Annotated in this window: 16 protein-coding genes, 1 tRNA gene, 3 rRNA genes, 1 other RNA gene and 1 other annotated feature; of the genes, 5 read left to right on the top strand and 16 right to left on the bottom strand. The window is 37.0% G+C overall.

All coding sequences use genetic code 11. The features are described 5' to 3' along the window. The 8 genes from BM012_RS25590 to tadA all read right to left on the bottom strand — a co-directional run. Positions 1 to 188 (bottom strand): 16S ribosomal RNA (locus tag BM012_RS25590); the annotation flags it as partial. Positions 189 to 487: 299 nt separating this feature from the next. Beyond that, positions 488 to 751, bottom strand: a complete 264-nt coding sequence (locus BM012_RS25585) for a pro-sigmaK processing inhibitor BofA family protein (RefSeq protein WP_061804495.1) — start codon at positions 749 to 751, stop codon at positions 488 to 490. A 125-nt stretch (positions 752 to 876) separates the two neighbouring features. Then, a complete protein-coding gene (locus BM012_RS25580) occupies positions 877 to 1,101 on the bottom strand; it encodes a YaaL family protein (protein ID WP_061804494.1) in 225 nt (74 codons plus the stop codon). Positions 1,102 to 1,114: 13 nt separating this feature from the next. Then, on the bottom strand, positions 1,115 to 1,711 hold the full coding sequence (gene recR / locus BM012_RS25575) for a recombination mediator RecR (RefSeq protein WP_061804493.1): 597 nt from the start codon (positions 1,709 to 1,711) through the stop codon (positions 1,115 to 1,117). A gap of 9 nt (positions 1,712 to 1,720) precedes the next feature. Then, positions 1,721 to 2,041 (bottom strand): YbaB/EbfC family nucleoid-associated protein, encoded by a 321-nt coding sequence (locus BM012_RS25570; RefSeq protein ID WP_019395187.1) that lies wholly within the window; start codon positions 2,039 to 2,041, stop codon positions 1,721 to 1,723. Positions 2,042 to 2,071: 30 nt separating this feature from the next. Further along, a complete protein-coding gene (dnaX, locus tag BM012_RS25565) occupies positions 2,072 to 3,757 on the bottom strand; it encodes a DNA polymerase III subunit gamma/tau (RefSeq protein ID WP_061804492.1) in 1,686 nt (561 codons plus the stop codon). Positions 3,758 to 3,894: 137 nt separating this feature from the next. Beyond that, positions 3,895 to 4,159, bottom strand: an RNA gene (ffs, locus tag BM012_RS25560) — signal recognition particle sRNA large type. A 103-nt stretch (positions 4,160 to 4,262) separates the two neighbouring features. Next, positions 4,263 to 4,748 carry a tRNA adenosine(34) deaminase TadA gene (gene tadA, locus BM012_RS25555; protein ID WP_161939310.1) on the bottom strand — a complete coding sequence of 162 codons (486 nt, stop codon included), beginning with the start codon at positions 4,746 to 4,748 and terminating at the stop codon, positions 4,263 to 4,265. A gap of 78 nt (positions 4,749 to 4,826) precedes the next feature. Here tadA and BM012_RS25550 point away from each other — a divergent pair, with 78 nt between their 5' ends. The 4 genes from BM012_RS25550 to BM012_RS25535 all read left to right on the top strand — a co-directional run bounded on the left by BM012_RS25550 (position 4,827) and on the right by BM012_RS25535 (position 8,147). After that, positions 4,827 to 5,411, top strand: coding sequence for a cysteine hydrolase family protein (locus BM012_RS25550; protein ID WP_061804490.1), 585 nt, complete (start codon positions 4,827 to 4,829; stop codon positions 5,409 to 5,411). A 24-nt stretch (positions 5,412 to 5,435) separates the two neighbouring features. Then, positions 5,436 to 6,734, top strand: coding sequence for a glycoside hydrolase family 18 protein (locus BM012_RS25545; RefSeq protein WP_061804489.1), 1,299 nt, complete (start codon positions 5,436 to 5,438; stop codon positions 6,732 to 6,734). A gap of 125 nt (positions 6,735 to 6,859) precedes the next feature. After that, entirely contained in the window at positions 6,860 to 7,510 is a 651-nt protein-coding gene (locus BM012_RS25540) for a deoxynucleoside kinase (protein ID WP_061804488.1), read from the top strand. Continuing rightward, positions 7,494 to 8,147, top strand: a complete 654-nt coding sequence (locus BM012_RS25535; RefSeq protein WP_061804487.1) for a deoxynucleoside kinase — start codon at positions 7,494 to 7,496, stop codon at positions 8,145 to 8,147. Before BM012_RS25540 ends, BM012_RS25535 begins: the two co-directional genes overlap by 17 nt. A gap of 125 nt (positions 8,148 to 8,272) precedes the next feature. Here the strand turns inward: BM012_RS25535 and BM012_RS25530 are convergent. The 6 genes from BM012_RS25530 to guaB all read right to left on the bottom strand — a co-directional run bounded on the left by BM012_RS25530 (position 8,273) and on the right by guaB (position 14,790). After that, positions 8,273 to 8,365, bottom strand: a tRNA-Ser gene (locus BM012_RS25530). A 174-nt stretch (positions 8,366 to 8,539) separates the two neighbouring features. Next, the gene (gene serS / locus BM012_RS25525; RefSeq protein ID WP_061804486.1) at positions 8,540 to 9,814 is read right to left on the bottom strand and encodes a serine--tRNA ligase; all 1,275 of its coding nucleotides are present in this window, start codon (positions 9,812 to 9,814) and stop codon (positions 8,540 to 8,542) included. Positions 9,815 to 9,877: 63 nt separating this feature from the next. Continuing rightward, positions 9,878 to 10,093 (bottom strand) — a binding site (T-box leader). A gap of 55 nt (positions 10,094 to 10,148) precedes the next feature. Beyond that, positions 10,149 to 10,736, bottom strand: coding sequence for a pyridoxal 5'-phosphate synthase glutaminase subunit PdxT (gene pdxT / locus BM012_RS25520; RefSeq protein WP_040058534.1), 588 nt, complete (start codon positions 10,734 to 10,736; stop codon positions 10,149 to 10,151). A 15-nt stretch (positions 10,737 to 10,751) separates the two neighbouring features. Continuing rightward, entirely contained in the window at positions 10,752 to 11,636 is an 885-nt protein-coding gene (pdxS, locus tag BM012_RS25515; protein WP_019395196.1) for a pyridoxal 5'-phosphate synthase lyase subunit PdxS, read from the bottom strand. A gap of 195 nt (positions 11,637 to 11,831) precedes the next feature. Then, entirely contained in the window at positions 11,832 to 13,190 is a 1,359-nt protein-coding gene (locus tag BM012_RS25510; RefSeq protein ID WP_061804485.1) for a serine hydrolase, read from the bottom strand. Positions 13,191 to 13,323: 133 nt separating this feature from the next. After that, complete coding sequence (guaB, locus tag BM012_RS25505; protein ID WP_061804484.1) at positions 13,324 to 14,790, bottom strand: IMP dehydrogenase; 1,467 nt, start codon at positions 14,788 to 14,790, stop codon at positions 13,324 to 13,326. A gap of 119 nt (positions 14,791 to 14,909) precedes the next feature. On the opposite strand from guaB, the gene BM012_RS25500 reads away from it, so the two are divergent. Then, positions 14,910 to 15,893 carry a YaaC family protein gene (locus tag BM012_RS25500; protein WP_061804483.1) on the top strand — a complete coding sequence of 328 codons (984 nt, stop codon included), beginning with the start codon at positions 14,910 to 14,912 and terminating at the stop codon, positions 15,891 to 15,893. A 23-nt stretch (positions 15,894 to 15,916) separates the two neighbouring features. Here BM012_RS25500 and rrf read toward each other — a convergent pair. Both rrf and BM012_RS25490 read right to left on the bottom strand, forming a co-directional pair. Then, positions 15,917 to 16,032, bottom strand: a 5S ribosomal RNA gene (gene rrf / locus BM012_RS25495). Between the two features lie 70 nt (positions 16,033 to 16,102). Then, positions 16,103 to 16,233: ribosomal RNA gene (locus BM012_RS25490) — 23S ribosomal RNA — on the bottom strand; the annotation flags it as partial.

Raw genomic sequence — 16,233 nt, 5'->3', positions numbered from 1 at the left:
ATATGTGTTATCCGGTATTAGCTCCGGTTTCCCGGAGTTATCCCCGTCTCAAGGGCAGGTTGCCCACGTGTTACTCACCCGTCCGCCGCTAAGTTTTGAAAAGCAAGCTTTTCAAAACTCCGCTCGACTTGCATGTATTAGGCACGCCGCCAGCGTTCGTCCTGAGCCAGGATCAAACTCTCCATAGAAAGTTTGGTTTCATCTTTCGATGTCCATAGCTTTTTGTTTCTAATAAGAAACGTTGTTTTAAAAATAAAATAGAATTAACGTTGACGTATTTTGTTCAGTTTTCAAAGAACTTGTCTTAAGCGACTTAATCATAATAACAAATTTATTCAACCAAGTCAATAACTTTTTTAAAATGTTTTTTCAACATTTCGTTCCTGTCTTAGCGACGTATATTAATATAACACTTCTATTTTATTAGGTCAATAACTTTTTTAAAAAAAGTTAAAAAGAGCAGATTTAAGAAATCTGCTCTTTTATATTACATAATCCATAAGTTAATAACAACCAGTGCTCCTACCCCACATACCCCTAATAAACCAGCTACTGCGGTAGTGATTAAATTAATGGGAACATGTAGGCCGAACTGAGCTCCTATGATATTTGCAAAGAAAAGTAAAAGAGCCCCAATCAGAAAACGAACAATACCGCTCCCTAATAATTTAAAAGGCTTTTGTATCCCTCCTGTTATTAGGATTAAAAGAATAAGCCCTACTAGTATAGAAACAATCCATATAGGTTCCATCTGCTTCACCTCTTTTAAATGGCTTGTACTATAAGCTTATGTAGAGGAAAAGGAAACATGACTTTACTTTAAAGGGATAATAATTGTTTTCATAAAAAAATGAGGAAGCTATCTTAAATGCTTCCTCATTTCTTAAAATGGATTGTTAAGTTTCTAACCTTAGCTTCTTTTAATAAATACAAGTATTTAATTTCACTCAGCTTTGAATGCGCAACAGCTTCTGGCGTAGGATCCAAGCTCTGTTCCATTAAACGACTTCGATAGATTCTTTCTTTTTTCTCTTGAAAGAGTTCATTTAATAGCTTTTGGTTATACTCTTCACGTAACCATCCTTTACGTTTAAACAGCATAATGTTCTACTCCTTAGAGCTCTCTTCGTCCTTCTAGTGCTTTCGATAATGTGACCTCATCAGCATATTCCAAGTCTCCCCCAACAGGAAGGCCATGCGCGATTCTCGTCATCTTAATATTTGTAGGGCGTAATAGTCTTGAAATATACATCGCTGTAGATTCGCCTTCAATATTTGGATTTGTCGCTAGAATAACCTCTTGGATTTCATCATCTTGCAATCGTTTGAGTAAATCAGGAATATTAATATCTTCAGGTCCTATCCCATCCATTGGAGAGATAGCGCCATGTAAAACATGATAAAGACCTTTATATTCCTTCATTTTTTCCATCGCAATAACGTCTTTTGGATCCTGTACAACACAAACGATACTGCGATCACGTCTCTTATCTTCGCAGATATAACAAGGATCTTGATCTGTTATATGTCCACATACAGAACAATAAGAAAGGTTACGCTTAGCATTGACTAATGCTTTAGCAAAATCTAGTACTGTATCTTCCTTCATCGTTAGAACATGGAAAGCTAAACGTACTGCTGTTTTAGGACCTATACCTGGTAACTTCATAAAGCTCTCAATAAGCTTTGAAATTGGTTCTGGATAATGCATAATTTCCTCCTACATGAGGCCTGGGATGTTTAGTCCTTTAGTAAATTGTCCCATTGTTTCATTTGTTAATTCCTCAATTTTCTTCAGGGCATCGTTTGTTGCTGCCATTACAAGATCTTGTAGCATTTCAATATCTTCTGGATCTACAACTTCTTCTTTAATATTAACCTCAATAATTTCTTTTTGGCCATTAACAACAACTGTTACCATACCGCCACCAGCTGTACCTTCAATCTGCTTATCTGCTAATTCCTCTTGTGCTTTTTGCATATCCTTTTGCATTTTTTGCATTTGTTTCATCATTTTTTGCATATTTCCCATTCCACGCATAATTATCTACTCCTTTTTTATATTTACCCTTTAATCTTGAATCTCCACTAATTCATCTCCAAAAAGTCTTTTAGCCTCAGAAATAAGTGGATCATCAGTCTCTTCGGGTTGTTCTTGTTCATCTCGATGTTCACGAATGAAATTTTCGCGAATACTCTCCCACTGAGATTCAGGTATAGAAATTAAATCTACCTTTTGACCAATCAGAGAATGCAAAATCGTTTCTACATGATCTCGTACAGAATTATTATTTTCTGCTACCATCTTACAGTGAATCTCATACTTGAATTTTAACACAAAAGCGTCTGAAGAAGAGGCAACAGGTTCACTATTTGCTAAAAGAGCTGCATGAGAAGCTTTATTTTGCTTTCTCAACATATCAAGAACTTCAGCCCAATTCTGTTTGATCTTCTCTAACTCTTTTTTAGTTGCCTTCTTAAGCACTTCATTAATACGCCCTGTTGGAGCTTTATATTGCTGTTTACTAGAGCGCGGAACATTTTCTTTTGGTTTTGCGGCTTCTTCACTTTCTCTAATAACAACACCCTGCTCCTGAATTTTGCTAAGTTGATCCTCTAGGAGTTGAACCTTTTGCAAAAGTTCCTCAACATCTCCTGAAGATTCCTTCTGCCGATTCTGCTGACAGAGTTTCACTAATGCTACTTCTAGTAAAACTCGAGGGTGATTTGTCCATTTCATTTCTTGCTGAACTCCGTTAAGACTACGAATAATTTCATGAATCTCCGCACCCTGCACAGATTCACTAAGAGAAATAAACCCATCATGAATAACAGCACGTTGCAACAAGTCCTGATTATGGATGCCTGTTTTATAAAGAAGAAGATCACGATAATAAAAAATTAGATCTTCAATAAAACGAACAGGGTCTTTTCCATTTTGGACGATCTCATTAACATTTGTTAAAGCTTTAGAAACTTCTCTTTCTGCAATTGCCTCAACAACTTCTTCTAGAAATTGCTGAGATACTGCTCCTGTAATAGATAGTACATCATCAATATTTACTTTCTCATCGCTATAGGAAATAGCTTGATCTAATAAACTTAATGCATCTCGCATCCCACCATCAGCTGCTCTTGCTACAGCATAAAGAGCTTCATCTTCTACAGGGGTGTTTTGATCTTCTAAAATTTTCTTCATCCGATATACAATCTCATCTGATGTGATACGTTTAAAATCAAAACGCTGACAACGAGAAATAATAGTAAGTGGAATCTTATGAGGTTCAGTTGTTGCCAAAATAAAAATAACATGTGGTGGTGGCTCTTCTAATGTTTTCAACAGCGCGTTGAAAGCCCCTATCGAAAGCATATGAACCTCATCAATGATATACACTTTATAACGAACAGCACTTGGGGCATATTTGACTTTGTCACGAATATCTCGAATTTCGTCAACTCCATTGTTTGAAGCTGCGTCAATTTCAATCACATCTGAAATAGAACCATCCATAATCCCTCTACATGCTGCACATTCATTGCACGGTTCACTCACAGGGGCATGTTCACAGTTTACAGCTTTTGATAAAATCTTAGCTGCTGTAGTTTTCCCTGTTCCACGCGGTCCTGAGAAGAGGTAAGCATGTGAGAATTTCTGTTGAAGTAAAGCATTTTTTAATGTTTTTACAATATGTTTCTGACCGACTACATCCTCAAAGGATTGAGGGCGATAAACACGATAGAGTGCTTGATATGCCAACCGATACCCTCCTTGATCAAACTTTATTATGTATTATTATATCTTATTATAGAACGATATTCCAAAATGATTCTTCCTTCTTATACAATAAAACAGCCTACTCTAAAAGAGTAGACTGTTATTATATGTATGAAGTACCGTGCACCTTCTGTCGACTAGTTGCCCTAGGCGTTACTTAAGCAGTTAGCTCGGTTCAGGCAACCCTACGGCACATGAAAGGTTCCACTTACTGCTGCTTCCTTCCGGACCTGACAGGGTTCATGGATTTTCATTGCGTAGGACCAAAACGTCAACACCACTTACTTAAGGCAGACCCTAAAGCAGACTAGCCTCGAGAAGGGATTCAGCCTCGCTTGAGCGGATTGCGAGTACAGGGCACCGCTACCTCCCCGCCTAGCACGGCAAAATTGTAACCAATTTTTAAGGCACCGTTTGTTGGTGCATGTCTTAGTATAAATGTTTTTAATTAAAAATGCAACGTATAGATCCTGTAAATATTTTGAAGTTAGGAATGAGTCTTCTTGTTAGCTTTTTGCTTAGCTCTTAGTGATCGAAAGAAATCTGTTAAAAGTCGACCACACTCTTCTTCCATCACCCCGCCAACAACTTCTGCTCTATGATTAAACCGTTCATCTTGAAGAAGGTTCATAAGTGTTCCTACACAACCTCCTTTAGGATCATAAGCTCCAAAAACAACACGCTTCACTCTAGACATGATGATGCTTCCTGCACACATCGGACAAGGTTCAAGAGTAACATAAAGGGTTGCATCTTCTAATCGCCAAGAACCTGTTTTCTGACAGGCTTCATCAATAGCTAAAAGTTCAGCATGAGCAATGGAACGCTGAGCTGTTTCTCTGAGGTTATGAGCCCTTCCTACAATTTCCCCATCTATTACAACAACCGCTCCAATAGGTACTTCATGTTTTTCTTCTGCTTTCTTTGCTTCTTTTATTGCTTCTAACATGTACTGATAATCTGTTTCCTCCATCACTTCTATCCCTTCTCATGTTTTTATACGTTTAAGCCACACTATAAAGTAACACTTTATTTTAACAAGGAGAATTTTATGAATGAATTAAAAAATCCTGCTTTAATTATTATTGATATGATTAATGATTTTCAATTTGAACTAGGACAAGAACTTGCTCAACAAGCTCAAAAAATTGTCCCCTATATTACAATGTTAAAAGAGATATGCTACAAAAAAGGAATTCCTGTCATCTATATTAATGACCATTATAACTTATGGCAAGCAAACCTCGATGTGATCTTAAAGAATTGCCAAAATAAACGCAGCTCGCAAATTCTTCAAAAAATCAAACCAAAAGAAGACGATTTTTTTCTTATCAAACCAAAACACTCCATATTTTACGGTACAGCCCTAAATGTTCTCCTCGAAGAGCTTTTGGTTGAGAGCTTGATTCTAACAGGTATTGCTGGAAATATATGCGTTCTTTTTTCAGCTAACGATGCTTATATGAGAAAATACCCTCTATTTATCCCTTCCGATTGTATTGCTTCAAATGTAGAGGAAGACAATATATTTGCACTTCGGATGATGAAAAATGTATTGGGGGCCTCAACTGATTGTCATCAATCCTTAATTGAACTCTTGTCATCAATTCACCCTTCATATAATAGGCTAAAGTAAGACTTATTGTATAGGAGGATAGCTATGCAAATTTATGTTGTAAAACCTGGAGATACTGTGTCTGGCATTGCTAGACAATTTAATATTCCTGCCTCAAGATTAGCAAGTGTAAACCAATTACCAGATCCAAATCGCCTTGTTGTTGGTCAGGCAATTGTTATCCCTATTGTAGGAGAGTATTATGTTGTTCAAAGAGGTGATACGTTATGGCAGATTGGTCAAAAATTCAATATTAGTTACCAGCGTTTAGCTTCTGTTAACAACATACTCGTAACAAGACCACTTACAGTTGGTACACGTCTTTATATTCCCCCTTCTCCAAAGCGTGAAGGAGAATTCTATGGGTACGTTGATTCAAGTCGTCGTACAATTTCTGCCGATGTAGAAAGACAAATTAACGATAATGCAGCTGGATTATCGTACATAGGTCCTTCAAGTTTTGAAGCAAAACGAGATGGTTCTCTGAGTGCCCCTAACCTAAATAACTTTAGATCTATTGCTGAAAACAATCGGCTTATTTATTCAATGGTCGTCACTAACATTGAAGATGGAGCTTTTAGTGAAGAACTAGGCCATATTCTACTAACAAATACGGCTGTCCAAAATACACTACTAAATAATATTGTGACAACTGCAAAAGCTAACAACTTCCGTGATATTCATTTTGATTTTGAATTTCTTCGTGCAGAAGACAGAGAAGCTTATAATAATTTCTTAAGAAAAGCAAGAGATCGATTTAAGCAAGAAGGTTGGTTAATTTCCACGGCACTTGCTCCGAAGACAAGCGCTACTCAACAGGGGCAGTGGTATGAAGCTCATGATTATAAAGCACATGGAGAAATTGTAGATTTTGTCGTGTTAATGACTTATGAATGGGGATATAGCGGAGGACCACCGCTTGCTGTGTCTCCTATTAATCAAGTACAAAAAGTAATTGAGTATGCTGTATCTGAAATACCTTCTTCTAAAATATTAATGGGGCAAAATTTATATGGATATGATTGGACTCTTCCATATAAGCAGGGAAACCCTCCTGCTAAAGCCTATAGTGCTCAAAGAGCTTTGGAAATTGCCTATCAATATAATACATCAATCCAATATAGCACTACTTCCCAAGCCCCTTATTATAATTATAGAGATGAACAAGGCAAGGAACATGTTGTTTGGTTTGAAGATGCTCGTTCTATTCAACGTAAATTTGATTTGGTCAAACAGTTTAGATTGCGCGGTGTTGCCTATTGGAAGTTAGGACTTCCTTTCCCACAAAACTGGCTTTTAATTCAAAAAAACTTCAACGTCAAAAAATTCAACTCTCAATCTTAAAAGCAATCTAAGCTCTTTTATTCTCTCTTATTAGAGTCCTCCTGTGGTACAATATCCTTTGCGTGTTCATACGATATCCCTATTCTCATCATAGGGAAAGGTTATATAAACAGGAGGACTATATTATGAATTCTACCCCCTTCATTGCTGTTGAGGGACCTATAGGTGTAGGCAAAACTTCACTTTCACATAGATTAGCAACATACCTACAGTTTCATTTACTACGAGAAATTGTTGAAGAAAATCCTTTTCTCAAAGATTTTTACCAAAATATTGATGAGTGGAGCTTTCAAACGGAAATGTTCTTTCTATGTAATCGTTACAAACAATTAGAAGACCTTGAAGCCCGCTTTCTTACAAAACAAAAGCCTGTTGTTGCAGACTATCATGTTTTGAAAAACATAGTGTTTGCTAAACGAACGTTACACATGAAACATTACGATAAATATGAACGTGTATATAAAGTGTTAACTGAAGACTTACCAATGCCTAATATTATTATTTATTTAAACGCTAGTTTGGAGACATTACTAAAAAGAATCTCCAAACGTGGACGTGATATTGAGCAAGACATCGACCACACATACCTTCTTAATTTAAAAGAAGATTACGAAAAAATGTTTGTACAGTTTAAACAAGAACATCCTCACATTCCTGTATTTGAGTTTGATGGTGATAAAATTGATTTTGTAAATAGGGAAGAAGATTTTCAATACATTATTGATATTCTTAAGCCCGCATTGTTAAAGGAGTTTCCAAATGAATTTAAACGCTAAATATAACATTCCAAAAGATGCTGTTATTACTGTAGCCGGAACTGTCGGAATAGGAAAATCAACGTTCACAAAAGTATTAGCAGAAGCATTAGATTTTCAAACTTCTTTTGAAAAAGTAGACAACAATCCATACTTAGATTCTTTTTATCATGATTTTGAACGTTGGAGTTTTCATCTGCAAATTTATTTTTTAGCAGAGCGCTTTAAAGAACAAAAGAAGATGTTTGAACATGGCGGTGGTTTTGTTCAAGATCGTTCTATTTATGAAGATACGGGGATATTTGCTAGAATGCATTATGAAAAGGGTACAATGACTCCTGTTGATTATGAAACATACAGAAGCTTGTTTGATGCAATGGTCTTAACACCTTATTTCCCTAAACCTACGCTTCTTATCTATTTAGAAGGGAATCTAGAACAAATTATTCAGCGAATTCGAAAACGAGGACGAGCAATGGAACAAGAAACTCCCCTCTCGTATTGGGAAGAAATGCATAACCGCTATGAAAATTGGATCAATTCATTCAATGCTTGCCCTGTGCTTCGCCTAAATATATCAGACTATGATTTATTGAAAGACCCAACTTCTATTGAAAACATTATGGAGAAGATATCTCAGACTATAAATACTCATTAAAAAAGACAAAGCATCCTGATAGGATGCTTTGTCTTTTTGTCGCTTTAATATACAAAAAACTCGCTACATTATATGTAACGAGCTTCAATCTCCAATTTATATGCGCTATCTTTAATTTGTAATAATGGAGGAGGAAGGGGGATTCGAACCCCCGCGGGTTTTGACACCCCTGTCGGTTTTCAAGACCGATCCCTTCAGCCGGACTTGGGTATTCCTCCGTCTCGACAAGAATAACTATATCATTATTTTCTACATTCGTCAACAACTTTATACAATTTTTTAGAAAAATGCTGATTTTCTTCTCTTCTATAAAGTATCACCCTAGTCTATCTTTTTACTCTAAAAAAGGAGACAAGAAAACGGTCAGTTATTCTTGCCTCTTTTTTTAGAGATTATTTAATTACAGATCGATTTCCCATGTATGGACGTAACACTTCTGGAATTACAATAGAACCATCTTCTTGTTGATAATTTTCTAAAATAGCCGCAACAGTACGCCCAATTGCAAGACCAGATCCATTTAGCGTATGCACATGCTCAGGCTTTCCATTTGTTTCACGGCGGAAACGAATATTTGCACGACGTGCTTGGAAACCTTCAAAGTTTGAACAAGAAGAGATTTCACGGTATGTTCCATAGCTTGGTAACCATACTTCAATATCATACTTTTTAGCTGCTGTGAAACCTAGATCACCTGTACACATGCTCATAACACGATATGGAAGACCTAGAAGTTGAAGTACCTTTTCAGCATGACCTGTTAATTTCTCGAGTTCGTCATAAGAATCTTCAGGTTTAACAAAACGAACAAGTTCTACTTTATTGAATTGATGTTGACGGATAAGTCCACGTGTATCACGCCCTGCAGAACCTGCTTCTGAACGGAAGCATGTGCTATATGCTGCATAGCTTACTGGAAGCTGATCTCCTTTTAAGATCTCATCGCGATGAAGATTAGTAACAGGAACCTCTGATGTTGGAATTAAGAAATAATCTTCCTTCTCGATTAAAAATGCATCTTCTTCAAACTTTGGAAGCTGTCCTGTTCCCGTCATGCTCGCTCTATTCACCATGTATGGAGGTAAGATTTCCTCATATCCATGCTCGTCAATATGAAGGTTCAACATGAAGTTAATTAACGCTCGCTCAAGTCTTGCTCCAAGTCCTTTATAAAATACAAAACGACTTCCTGTTACTTTAGCCGCACGCTCAAAATCTAACAATTCTAAGTCTGTTGCTAAATCCCAATGTGGTTTTGCCTCAAATGTAAACTCAGGAACTTCTCCCCACGTTCTTACTTCTACATTATCGTCTTCTGTTTCTCCAACTGGCACAGTTTCATGTGGAACATTTGGAATAGAAAGAAGGAGTTGATGAAGTCTCTCTTCAACAGAACGTAATTCTTCATCCAGAGCTTTTACGTTATCTCCGACTTCTCGCATTTCTGCAATAAGATGATCTGCATCTTTCTTCTCTCTTTTTAGCACTGCTACTTGCTGTGATACTTCGTTTCTTTTACTTTTAAGCTCTTCTGTTTGAGCAATAAGCTCACGACGCTTGCTATCTAATTCTTCAAACGCTCCAAGATCTGTTAAATCTTCTCCTCGATGTTGAAGCTTTTCTTTTACTTCTTGAAAATTTTTGCGTAAGAATTTTAAATCTAACATGTTTTTAACTCCTTTACATTAATAATTAAGGCAAATAAAAAACTCTCGTCCCTTACATTATATGTAAGGGACGAGAGTTACCCGCGTTGCCACCCTAGTTGAAAGAGATTGATGTCTCTTTCCACTTTATAAAATAACGGTTTAACACCGAAATTGCCTACTGCATTGTTCAACAATTCACTCCAGGATGGATTCATAAGCTTTATCTACTAGTTTGCACCAACCACTAGCTCTCTTAAAGATAAGAGTCTTATTACTATTTCCCTTCAACGTGCTAGCTATATTCAACTTATACATCATAATGTACTATAAGTTTTAACTTGTTGCAATGCTTTTATACTGTCTCTTTAGAAGATGTTTCCACCATTTGTACAAAATGCTGTGCAAGGCGATAATCATCCGTTAACTCTGGATGGAAAGAACAGCCTAGGAATGAACCTTGCTGAGCTGCTACAATTCGGTCTCCATGCATTGCTAACACTTCAACATCTTGTCCAACTTCCACAATATGTGGAGCACGGATAAAGACTCCAATAAAGTCTTCTCCAACACCTTTAATGGATAATGCAGCTTCAAAGCTTTCCCTTTGACGTCCAAAAGAATTGCGTTCCACTTTAATATCCATAACTCCTAGGTGTGGTTCACTATAACCAACAAGATCACTAGCTAATAAGATCAAGCCAGCGCATGTGCCAAACATAGGTTTTTTTTGAGCAGCAAATGCTTTTAGCGGCTCCATGAACCCATACTTATCAATAAGGCGTCTCATTGTTGTACTTTCTCCACCTGGGAGTACAAGACCATCGATACTTTCTAGCTGTTCGACTTTTTTCACTAAAACAACTTCTGCTCCAGCACGTTCAAAAGCCTTTGCATGTTCTCTTACTGCACCTTGCAAAGCAAGTATACCGATTGTTGTCATAAAACCAGACCTTTCTTACCAGCCACGCTCTTGCATACGATTTTCTGGTAATAGTGTTGAAATTTCAATCCCTTTCATTGCATTACCAAGTCCTTTTGAAAGGCTTGCAATCAATTCATAATCTTGATAATGTGTTGTTGCTTCTACGATAGCACGAGCAAACTTAGCTGGATTGTCGGATTTGAAGATACCTGAACCTACAAATACCCCATCTGCTCCAAGCTGCATCATAAGCGCTGCGTCTGCTGGTGTAGCTACACCACCTGCTGCGAAGTTTACAACAGGAAGACGTCCCTCTTCCTTAATTTGAAGAAGAAGTTCAAATGAAGCCCCAAGATTTTTAGCTTCTGTCATTAGCTCATCTTCATTCATCCCTACTACCTTACGAACTTGAGCATTCACCTTGCGAATATGACGAACAGCCTCTACAATATTTCCTGTCCCTGGCTCACCTTTTGTACGAAGCATAGAAGCTCCTTCTCCAATACGACGCGCTGCTTCACCTAAATCACGACATCCACAAACAAATGGTACAGTGAAGTCACTCTTATACAAGTGAAATTCTTCGTCTGCAGGAGTTAATACTTCACTTTCATCAATATAGTCAACTCCCATTGCTTCAAGAACGCGAGCCTCTACAATATGTCCGATACGCGCCTTTGCCATAACAGGAATAGAAACAGCATTTACTACTTCCTCAACAATAGTTGGATCTGCCATACGAGCAACTCCACCTGCTGCACGGATATCAGCTGGCACACGCTCAAGTGCCATAACAGCTACTGCTCCAGCTTCCTCTGCGATTTTAGCTTGTTCAGCGTTAATAACATCCATAATAACGCCGCCTTTTTGCATTTCTGCCATACCTCTTTTAACACGATCTGTTCCACGGTTGTTCATGTTGATATTCCCTCCTACTAAGAGTCTAGCCAATGTAATAATGTTTAATTTGAATATATACTATTTAGACAATTCAAATTCCTATTTTTCATTCTACATGATTTCTTAACAAAATCCTATCTAAATTCAGTAGATAGTTTAATCAAAAAAAGAAGAATGCATCTGGTAATTTAAACCACAAGCATTCTTCTTATATCAAAACCAGCCTTTAACCATGTTTGCAGCACTTGTCCACATGTCAGCAAAGAAGTCTCCGATACTTCTGAACATAAGCGAGAACCAATTAGCTTTATCAATATCTTCTTTCATCACAATAGGATCTCCTGACTGGTTTTCCCCCTCAGTTGTTAAATATCCAAATTGATCATCCTTGTACTTAACATTGATATATCCAACTTCTTCTCCCTTTTTGATTGGAGCAATAAGTTTTCCATCGTTATTTAATTTCTTCTCGTTTATTACAAGTTCTGTTTCAACAGCTTTTTTAGCACTTTTTCCTTTTTCCACAACTACTTTTAACGGCTCTTTTGTAGTTACTTTAGCTTCTTTTTCATTTCCTTTTGCAACTTTTACTTTTTCTTTCAAAGTATAGCCAGCAGGATGAAGGGTTTTTACTTCAAAGTTATCAAAAGCATAATCTAAAAGCTTTGCTGTTTCGCTGAACCTTGCTTCATAGGATTCTTGTCCATGATCTTTTGCATCCATTACAACTGTTATATAACGTGCTCCGTCCTTCTCAGCGGTTCCTGTAAAACAATAGCCTGCAAAATCTGTACTACCTGTTTTCAGACCATCTACTTCTGCCTTTTTATATTCATAAACAAGTCCTGGAAGCATCCAGTTCCAGCTTTTCATTTGCGTTTCACCATTTTTTCCTTTATGAAACGTTTTCTCTTTTAGTTTAGAAGTTTCTAATACTTCTGGATAGTCATTAATAAGATGTGAAGCAAGTTTAGCAGTTGAACGAGCTGAAACTAAGTTCTCATCACTTGCTTTTGTTCCTTTAGGGTGCATCCCTTGTAAATCACTATTTGAAAGACCTGTTGCGTTCACAAACTTCGCATCTTTCATTCCAAGTTCTTGAGCTTTCTCATTCATCATTTTAACAAAATTGGTTTCATTTCCTGCAATCTTCTCTGCAATTGCAATTGATGCACCGTTTGCTGAATACATAGACATTGCTTCGAAAAGCTCTCTTAACGTATATTTTTCCCCTTTAGCAAGAGGTACATTAGATAAACTTAAATTTTGCGAAATCTTATAAGCATAATCACTTGGCTCATATGTATCATCCCAGCTTAATTTGCCTTCATGGATATTTTCTAGCAATAAATATTCCGTCATCATCTTTGTCATGCTTGCAATGCCTCGCACTGCATCTGCATCTTTTTCATATAAAACTTTTCCTGTTTGAGCTTCCACTAAAATAGCTGCACCTGATTCTAGATTTGGTTTATCTACTTCCTGTGCATGAGCAATCGGTGCTACCATCCACAGCTGTAGCACTAAGATGCTCGCTACTATCCCTACAAATAAACGTTGTGTTAATTTCACTTTTTACCCTCCAAAGTCATGTTCACATAAGCGTTATTTTACCATAGGGAACTTTAAATGAATAGGTCTATAGGTCATGCTTTCCAAGGAAATAAAAAATGCTCTACCTGAAATGGTAGAGCATTTTTGCCGGTTAGCGTAAAGAATAATTTGGTGATTCTTTTGTAATTTGCACATCATGTGGGTGACTTTCGTGTAAACCAGCACCAGTCATACGAACAAATTGTGCCTGTTCACGAAGAGCTTCTAGGTTTTTACTTCCACAGTACCCCATACCTGATTTTAATCCACCTGTCATTTGGTAGATTGTTTCAGAAACAGGTCCTTTATAAGGAACACGTCCTTCGATACCTTCTGGCACGAATTTTTTATTATCTTCTTGGAAATAGCGATCTTTACTTCCTTGCTCCATTGCACTTACAGAACCCATACCGCGGTATACTTTAAAACGTCTACCTTGATAAATTTCTGTTTCTCCAGGGCTTTCAGAAGTTCCTGCAAGCAAGCTTCCTAACATTACAACGTGACCACCAGCAGCAAGAGCTTTAACGATATCACCAGAATATTTAATGCCTCCGTCAGCAATAACTGGTATACCATGCTTTCGTGCCTCTGTTGCACAGTCATATACTGCTGTAATTTGGGGAACTCCAACACCTGCTACAACACGAGTTGTACAAATTGAACCAGGTCCAATACCAACTTTAATAACATCTGCTCCTGCTTCAATTAAATCTCTTGTTGCTTCTGCAGTTGCTACGTTACCAGCAATAATATTAAGGTCTGGATATGCAGCGCGGATTTGTTTAACAGATTCTAGTACGCCTTTTGAATGTCCATGTGCTGTATCTAAAACGATAACATCTACACCAGCTTGTACAAGTTTTTCAACACGAATCATTGTATCAGCTGTTACTCCAACAGCAGCTCCAACAATCAATCGGCCATGTGGGTCTTTTGCAGAGTTTGGAAATTCAATAACTTTTTCAATATCCTTGATTGTAATGAGACCTTTTAAAACATTGTCTTCATTTACAAGAGGAAGTTTTTCAATTTTATATTGCTGTAAAATCTGTTCTGCCTCTTTTAATGTTGTTCCAACAGGAGCTGTAACAAGATCTTCTTTTGTCATAACGTCTTTAATTTTAATTGAGTAATCTTGAATAAAACGAAGATCACGGTTTGTTAAGATTCCAACTAATTTTTGTTCTGCCTCGTTATTAACAATTGGAACACCTGAAATACGATATTTTCCCATGAGATGTTCAGCATCAAAAACTTGATGTTCTGGTGTTAAGAAAAATGGATCTGTAATAACCCCGCGTTCAGAGCGCTTTACTTTGTCAACTTGCTCTGCTTGTTGTTCGATAGACATGTTCTTATGGATGATTCCTAAACCGCCTTGTCGAGCCATTGCCATTGCCATATCGGCTTCAGTTACAGTGTCCATTCCTGCACTAATGAATGGCAAATTAAGTTTCAACGTTTTTGTTAACGTTACGCTTAGGTCTACATCCTTTGGTAAAACCTCTGATTTTGCTGGAACAAGTAGCACATCATCAAATGTAAGACCTTCTTTTGCAAATTTTGATTCCCACATGATAAATAAATCCTCCTTTAAACGCCAAAATATTATTAGTAGATTAACAAGCCAACCCTTGTTATGTCAACAAGATTGGGATATGTTAGATTATTCAAAAAAGTGAGGTATTAATATTTATGAACGATCAACAGGACATATGGAGCGATTTGTCCGTGTTTTATGCCGCTCCCTTTACTCAAGATTTTCTATCTCATCACTATAGTCAGAAACTAAATAAAGCAGATGCTGAAAAGAAAAGTTTCGAGAACTGTTATCCCTTTATTTATTATCTAGAGCACAGTAAAAATTATTACAAATTAGCGGAGCAAGCTCCCCTATCTATTCAACCAATGTTGCTTTTTTATGGCATTAGTCAACTTTTAAAAGCATGCCTTCTTGTGAAAGACAGTCAATACCCTGCTAATACTTCTATCTTAGCACATGGAGTTTCAACGAGAAAAAGAAAAAAGCAAGATTACAAATTTCTTGATGATGAGGTAAAAATACAAAAGAGCGGACTATTCTCCCACATTGACCAAACTTTATTTAATTTAGGGGTATTAGAACATGAGAAGTACTCGATGAAAGAATTGCTTATTCAAATTCCTGAAACTCATCAACTTTTTAAACATTTATACAGAAGAGAAGTCTCTCATGTTTTTGGATCAATTCATGACGACCGGTGGGTGTTTTCTGATCTCGCCTTTGATTATTACAAGATGAGTGAAAGGAGATTTCATGAATATTTTTATTCGCACTTAAGACCCCAATTAATTGACATAGATATGTTAGCAGAGCGAGAAATCAATCCACGTCTTTTAAAAAAAGAAGCACTTCTTCACTGCGCTCCTTTTTCTTATTCTCTAGAAGAAGATGTATATTGTTTCCCTTTTATTAAGCCACTAAGTCGAATGCTACCTGAAATATTAGTACACTATCTTCTGCTTTATAATTTAAGTATGATTTCTCGTTATGAAACAGAGTGGTGGTATGAACTTCTTCATTCATATAGTTCCAAAGATTATCCATTTATTGTTAAATTCCTTGAGGTAACTAAAATAAAGAGTCCATTCTTACTGAAAAACTTCTTATTATCTTATACAAAAAAGACTGATCTATAATAGATCAGCCTTTTTTCTATGGTGCCTGGCAACGTCCTACTCTCACAGGGACAAAGTCCCAACTACCATCGGCGTTCAAGAGCTTAACTTCTGTGTTCGGCATGGGAACAGGTGTGACCTCTTGGCTATGGTTACCAGACTATATAGAGTTGTTCACTCAAAACTAAATAACAAGGCAAGGAAAAACATATCCGATTATGATCAATTCTTAGGTTAAGTCCTCGATCGATTAGTATTAGTCAGCTCCACATGTCGCCATGCTTCCACCTCTAACCTATCTACCTGATCGTCTCTCAGGGATCTTACTTCCGAAGAATGGGAAGTCTCATCTTGAGGGGGG

It is taken from the genome of Priestia endophytica DSM 13796 (genome assembly GCF_900115845.1).
Lineage (GTDB): Bacteria > Bacillota > Bacilli > Bacillales > Bacillaceae_H > Bacillus_I > Bacillus_I endophytica.
This window is presented reverse-complemented; position numbering and strand designations above follow the sequence as displayed.

Coding starts and splice junctions, on each gene's coding strand:
- BM012_RS25585 (WP_061804495.1), bottom strand. CDS start 751: ATGGAACCTATATGGATTGTTTCTATACTAGTAGGGCTTATTCTTTTA.
- recR (WP_061804493.1), bottom strand. CDS start 1,711: ATGCATTATCCAGAACCAATTTCAAAGCTTATTGAGAGCTTTATGAAG.
- guaB (WP_061804484.1), bottom strand. CDS start 14,790: ATGTGGGAATCAAAATTTGCAAAAGAAGGTCTTACATTTGATGATGTG.
- BM012_RS25580 (WP_061804494.1), bottom strand. CDS start 1,101: ATGCTGTTTAAACGTAAAGGATGGTTACGTGAAGAGTATAACCAAAAG.
- pdxT (WP_040058534.1), bottom strand. CDS start 10,736: ATGACAACAATCGGTATACTTGCTTTGCAAGGTGCAGTAAGAGAACAT.
- serS (WP_061804486.1), bottom strand. CDS start 9,814: ATGTTAGATTTAAAATTCTTACGCAAAAATTTTCAAGAAGTAAAAGAA.
- BM012_RS25540 (WP_061804488.1), top strand. CDS start 6,860: ATGAATTCTACCCCCTTCATTGCTGTTGAGGGACCTATAGGTGTAGGC.
- BM012_RS25570 (WP_019395187.1), bottom strand. CDS start 2,041: ATGCGTGGAATGGGAAATATGCAAAAAATGATGAAACAAATGCAAAAA.
- BM012_RS25545 (WP_061804489.1), top strand. CDS start 5,436: ATGCAAATTTATGTTGTAAAACCTGGAGATACTGTGTCTGGCATTGCT.
- tadA (WP_161939310.1), bottom strand. CDS start 4,748: ATGGAGGAAACAGATTATCAGTACATGTTAGAAGCAATAAAAGAAGCA.
- BM012_RS25500 (WP_061804483.1), top strand. CDS start 14,910: ATGAACGATCAACAGGACATATGGAGCGATTTGTCCGTGTTTTATGCC.
- pdxS (WP_019395196.1), bottom strand. CDS start 11,636: ATGAACAACCGTGGAACAGATCGTGTTAAAAGAGGTATGGCAGAAATG.
- BM012_RS25535 (WP_061804487.1), top strand. CDS start 7,494: ATGAATTTAAACGCTAAATATAACATTCCAAAAGATGCTGTTATTACT.
- BM012_RS25550 (WP_061804490.1), top strand. CDS start 4,827: ATGAATGAATTAAAAAATCCTGCTTTAATTATTATTGATATGATTAAT.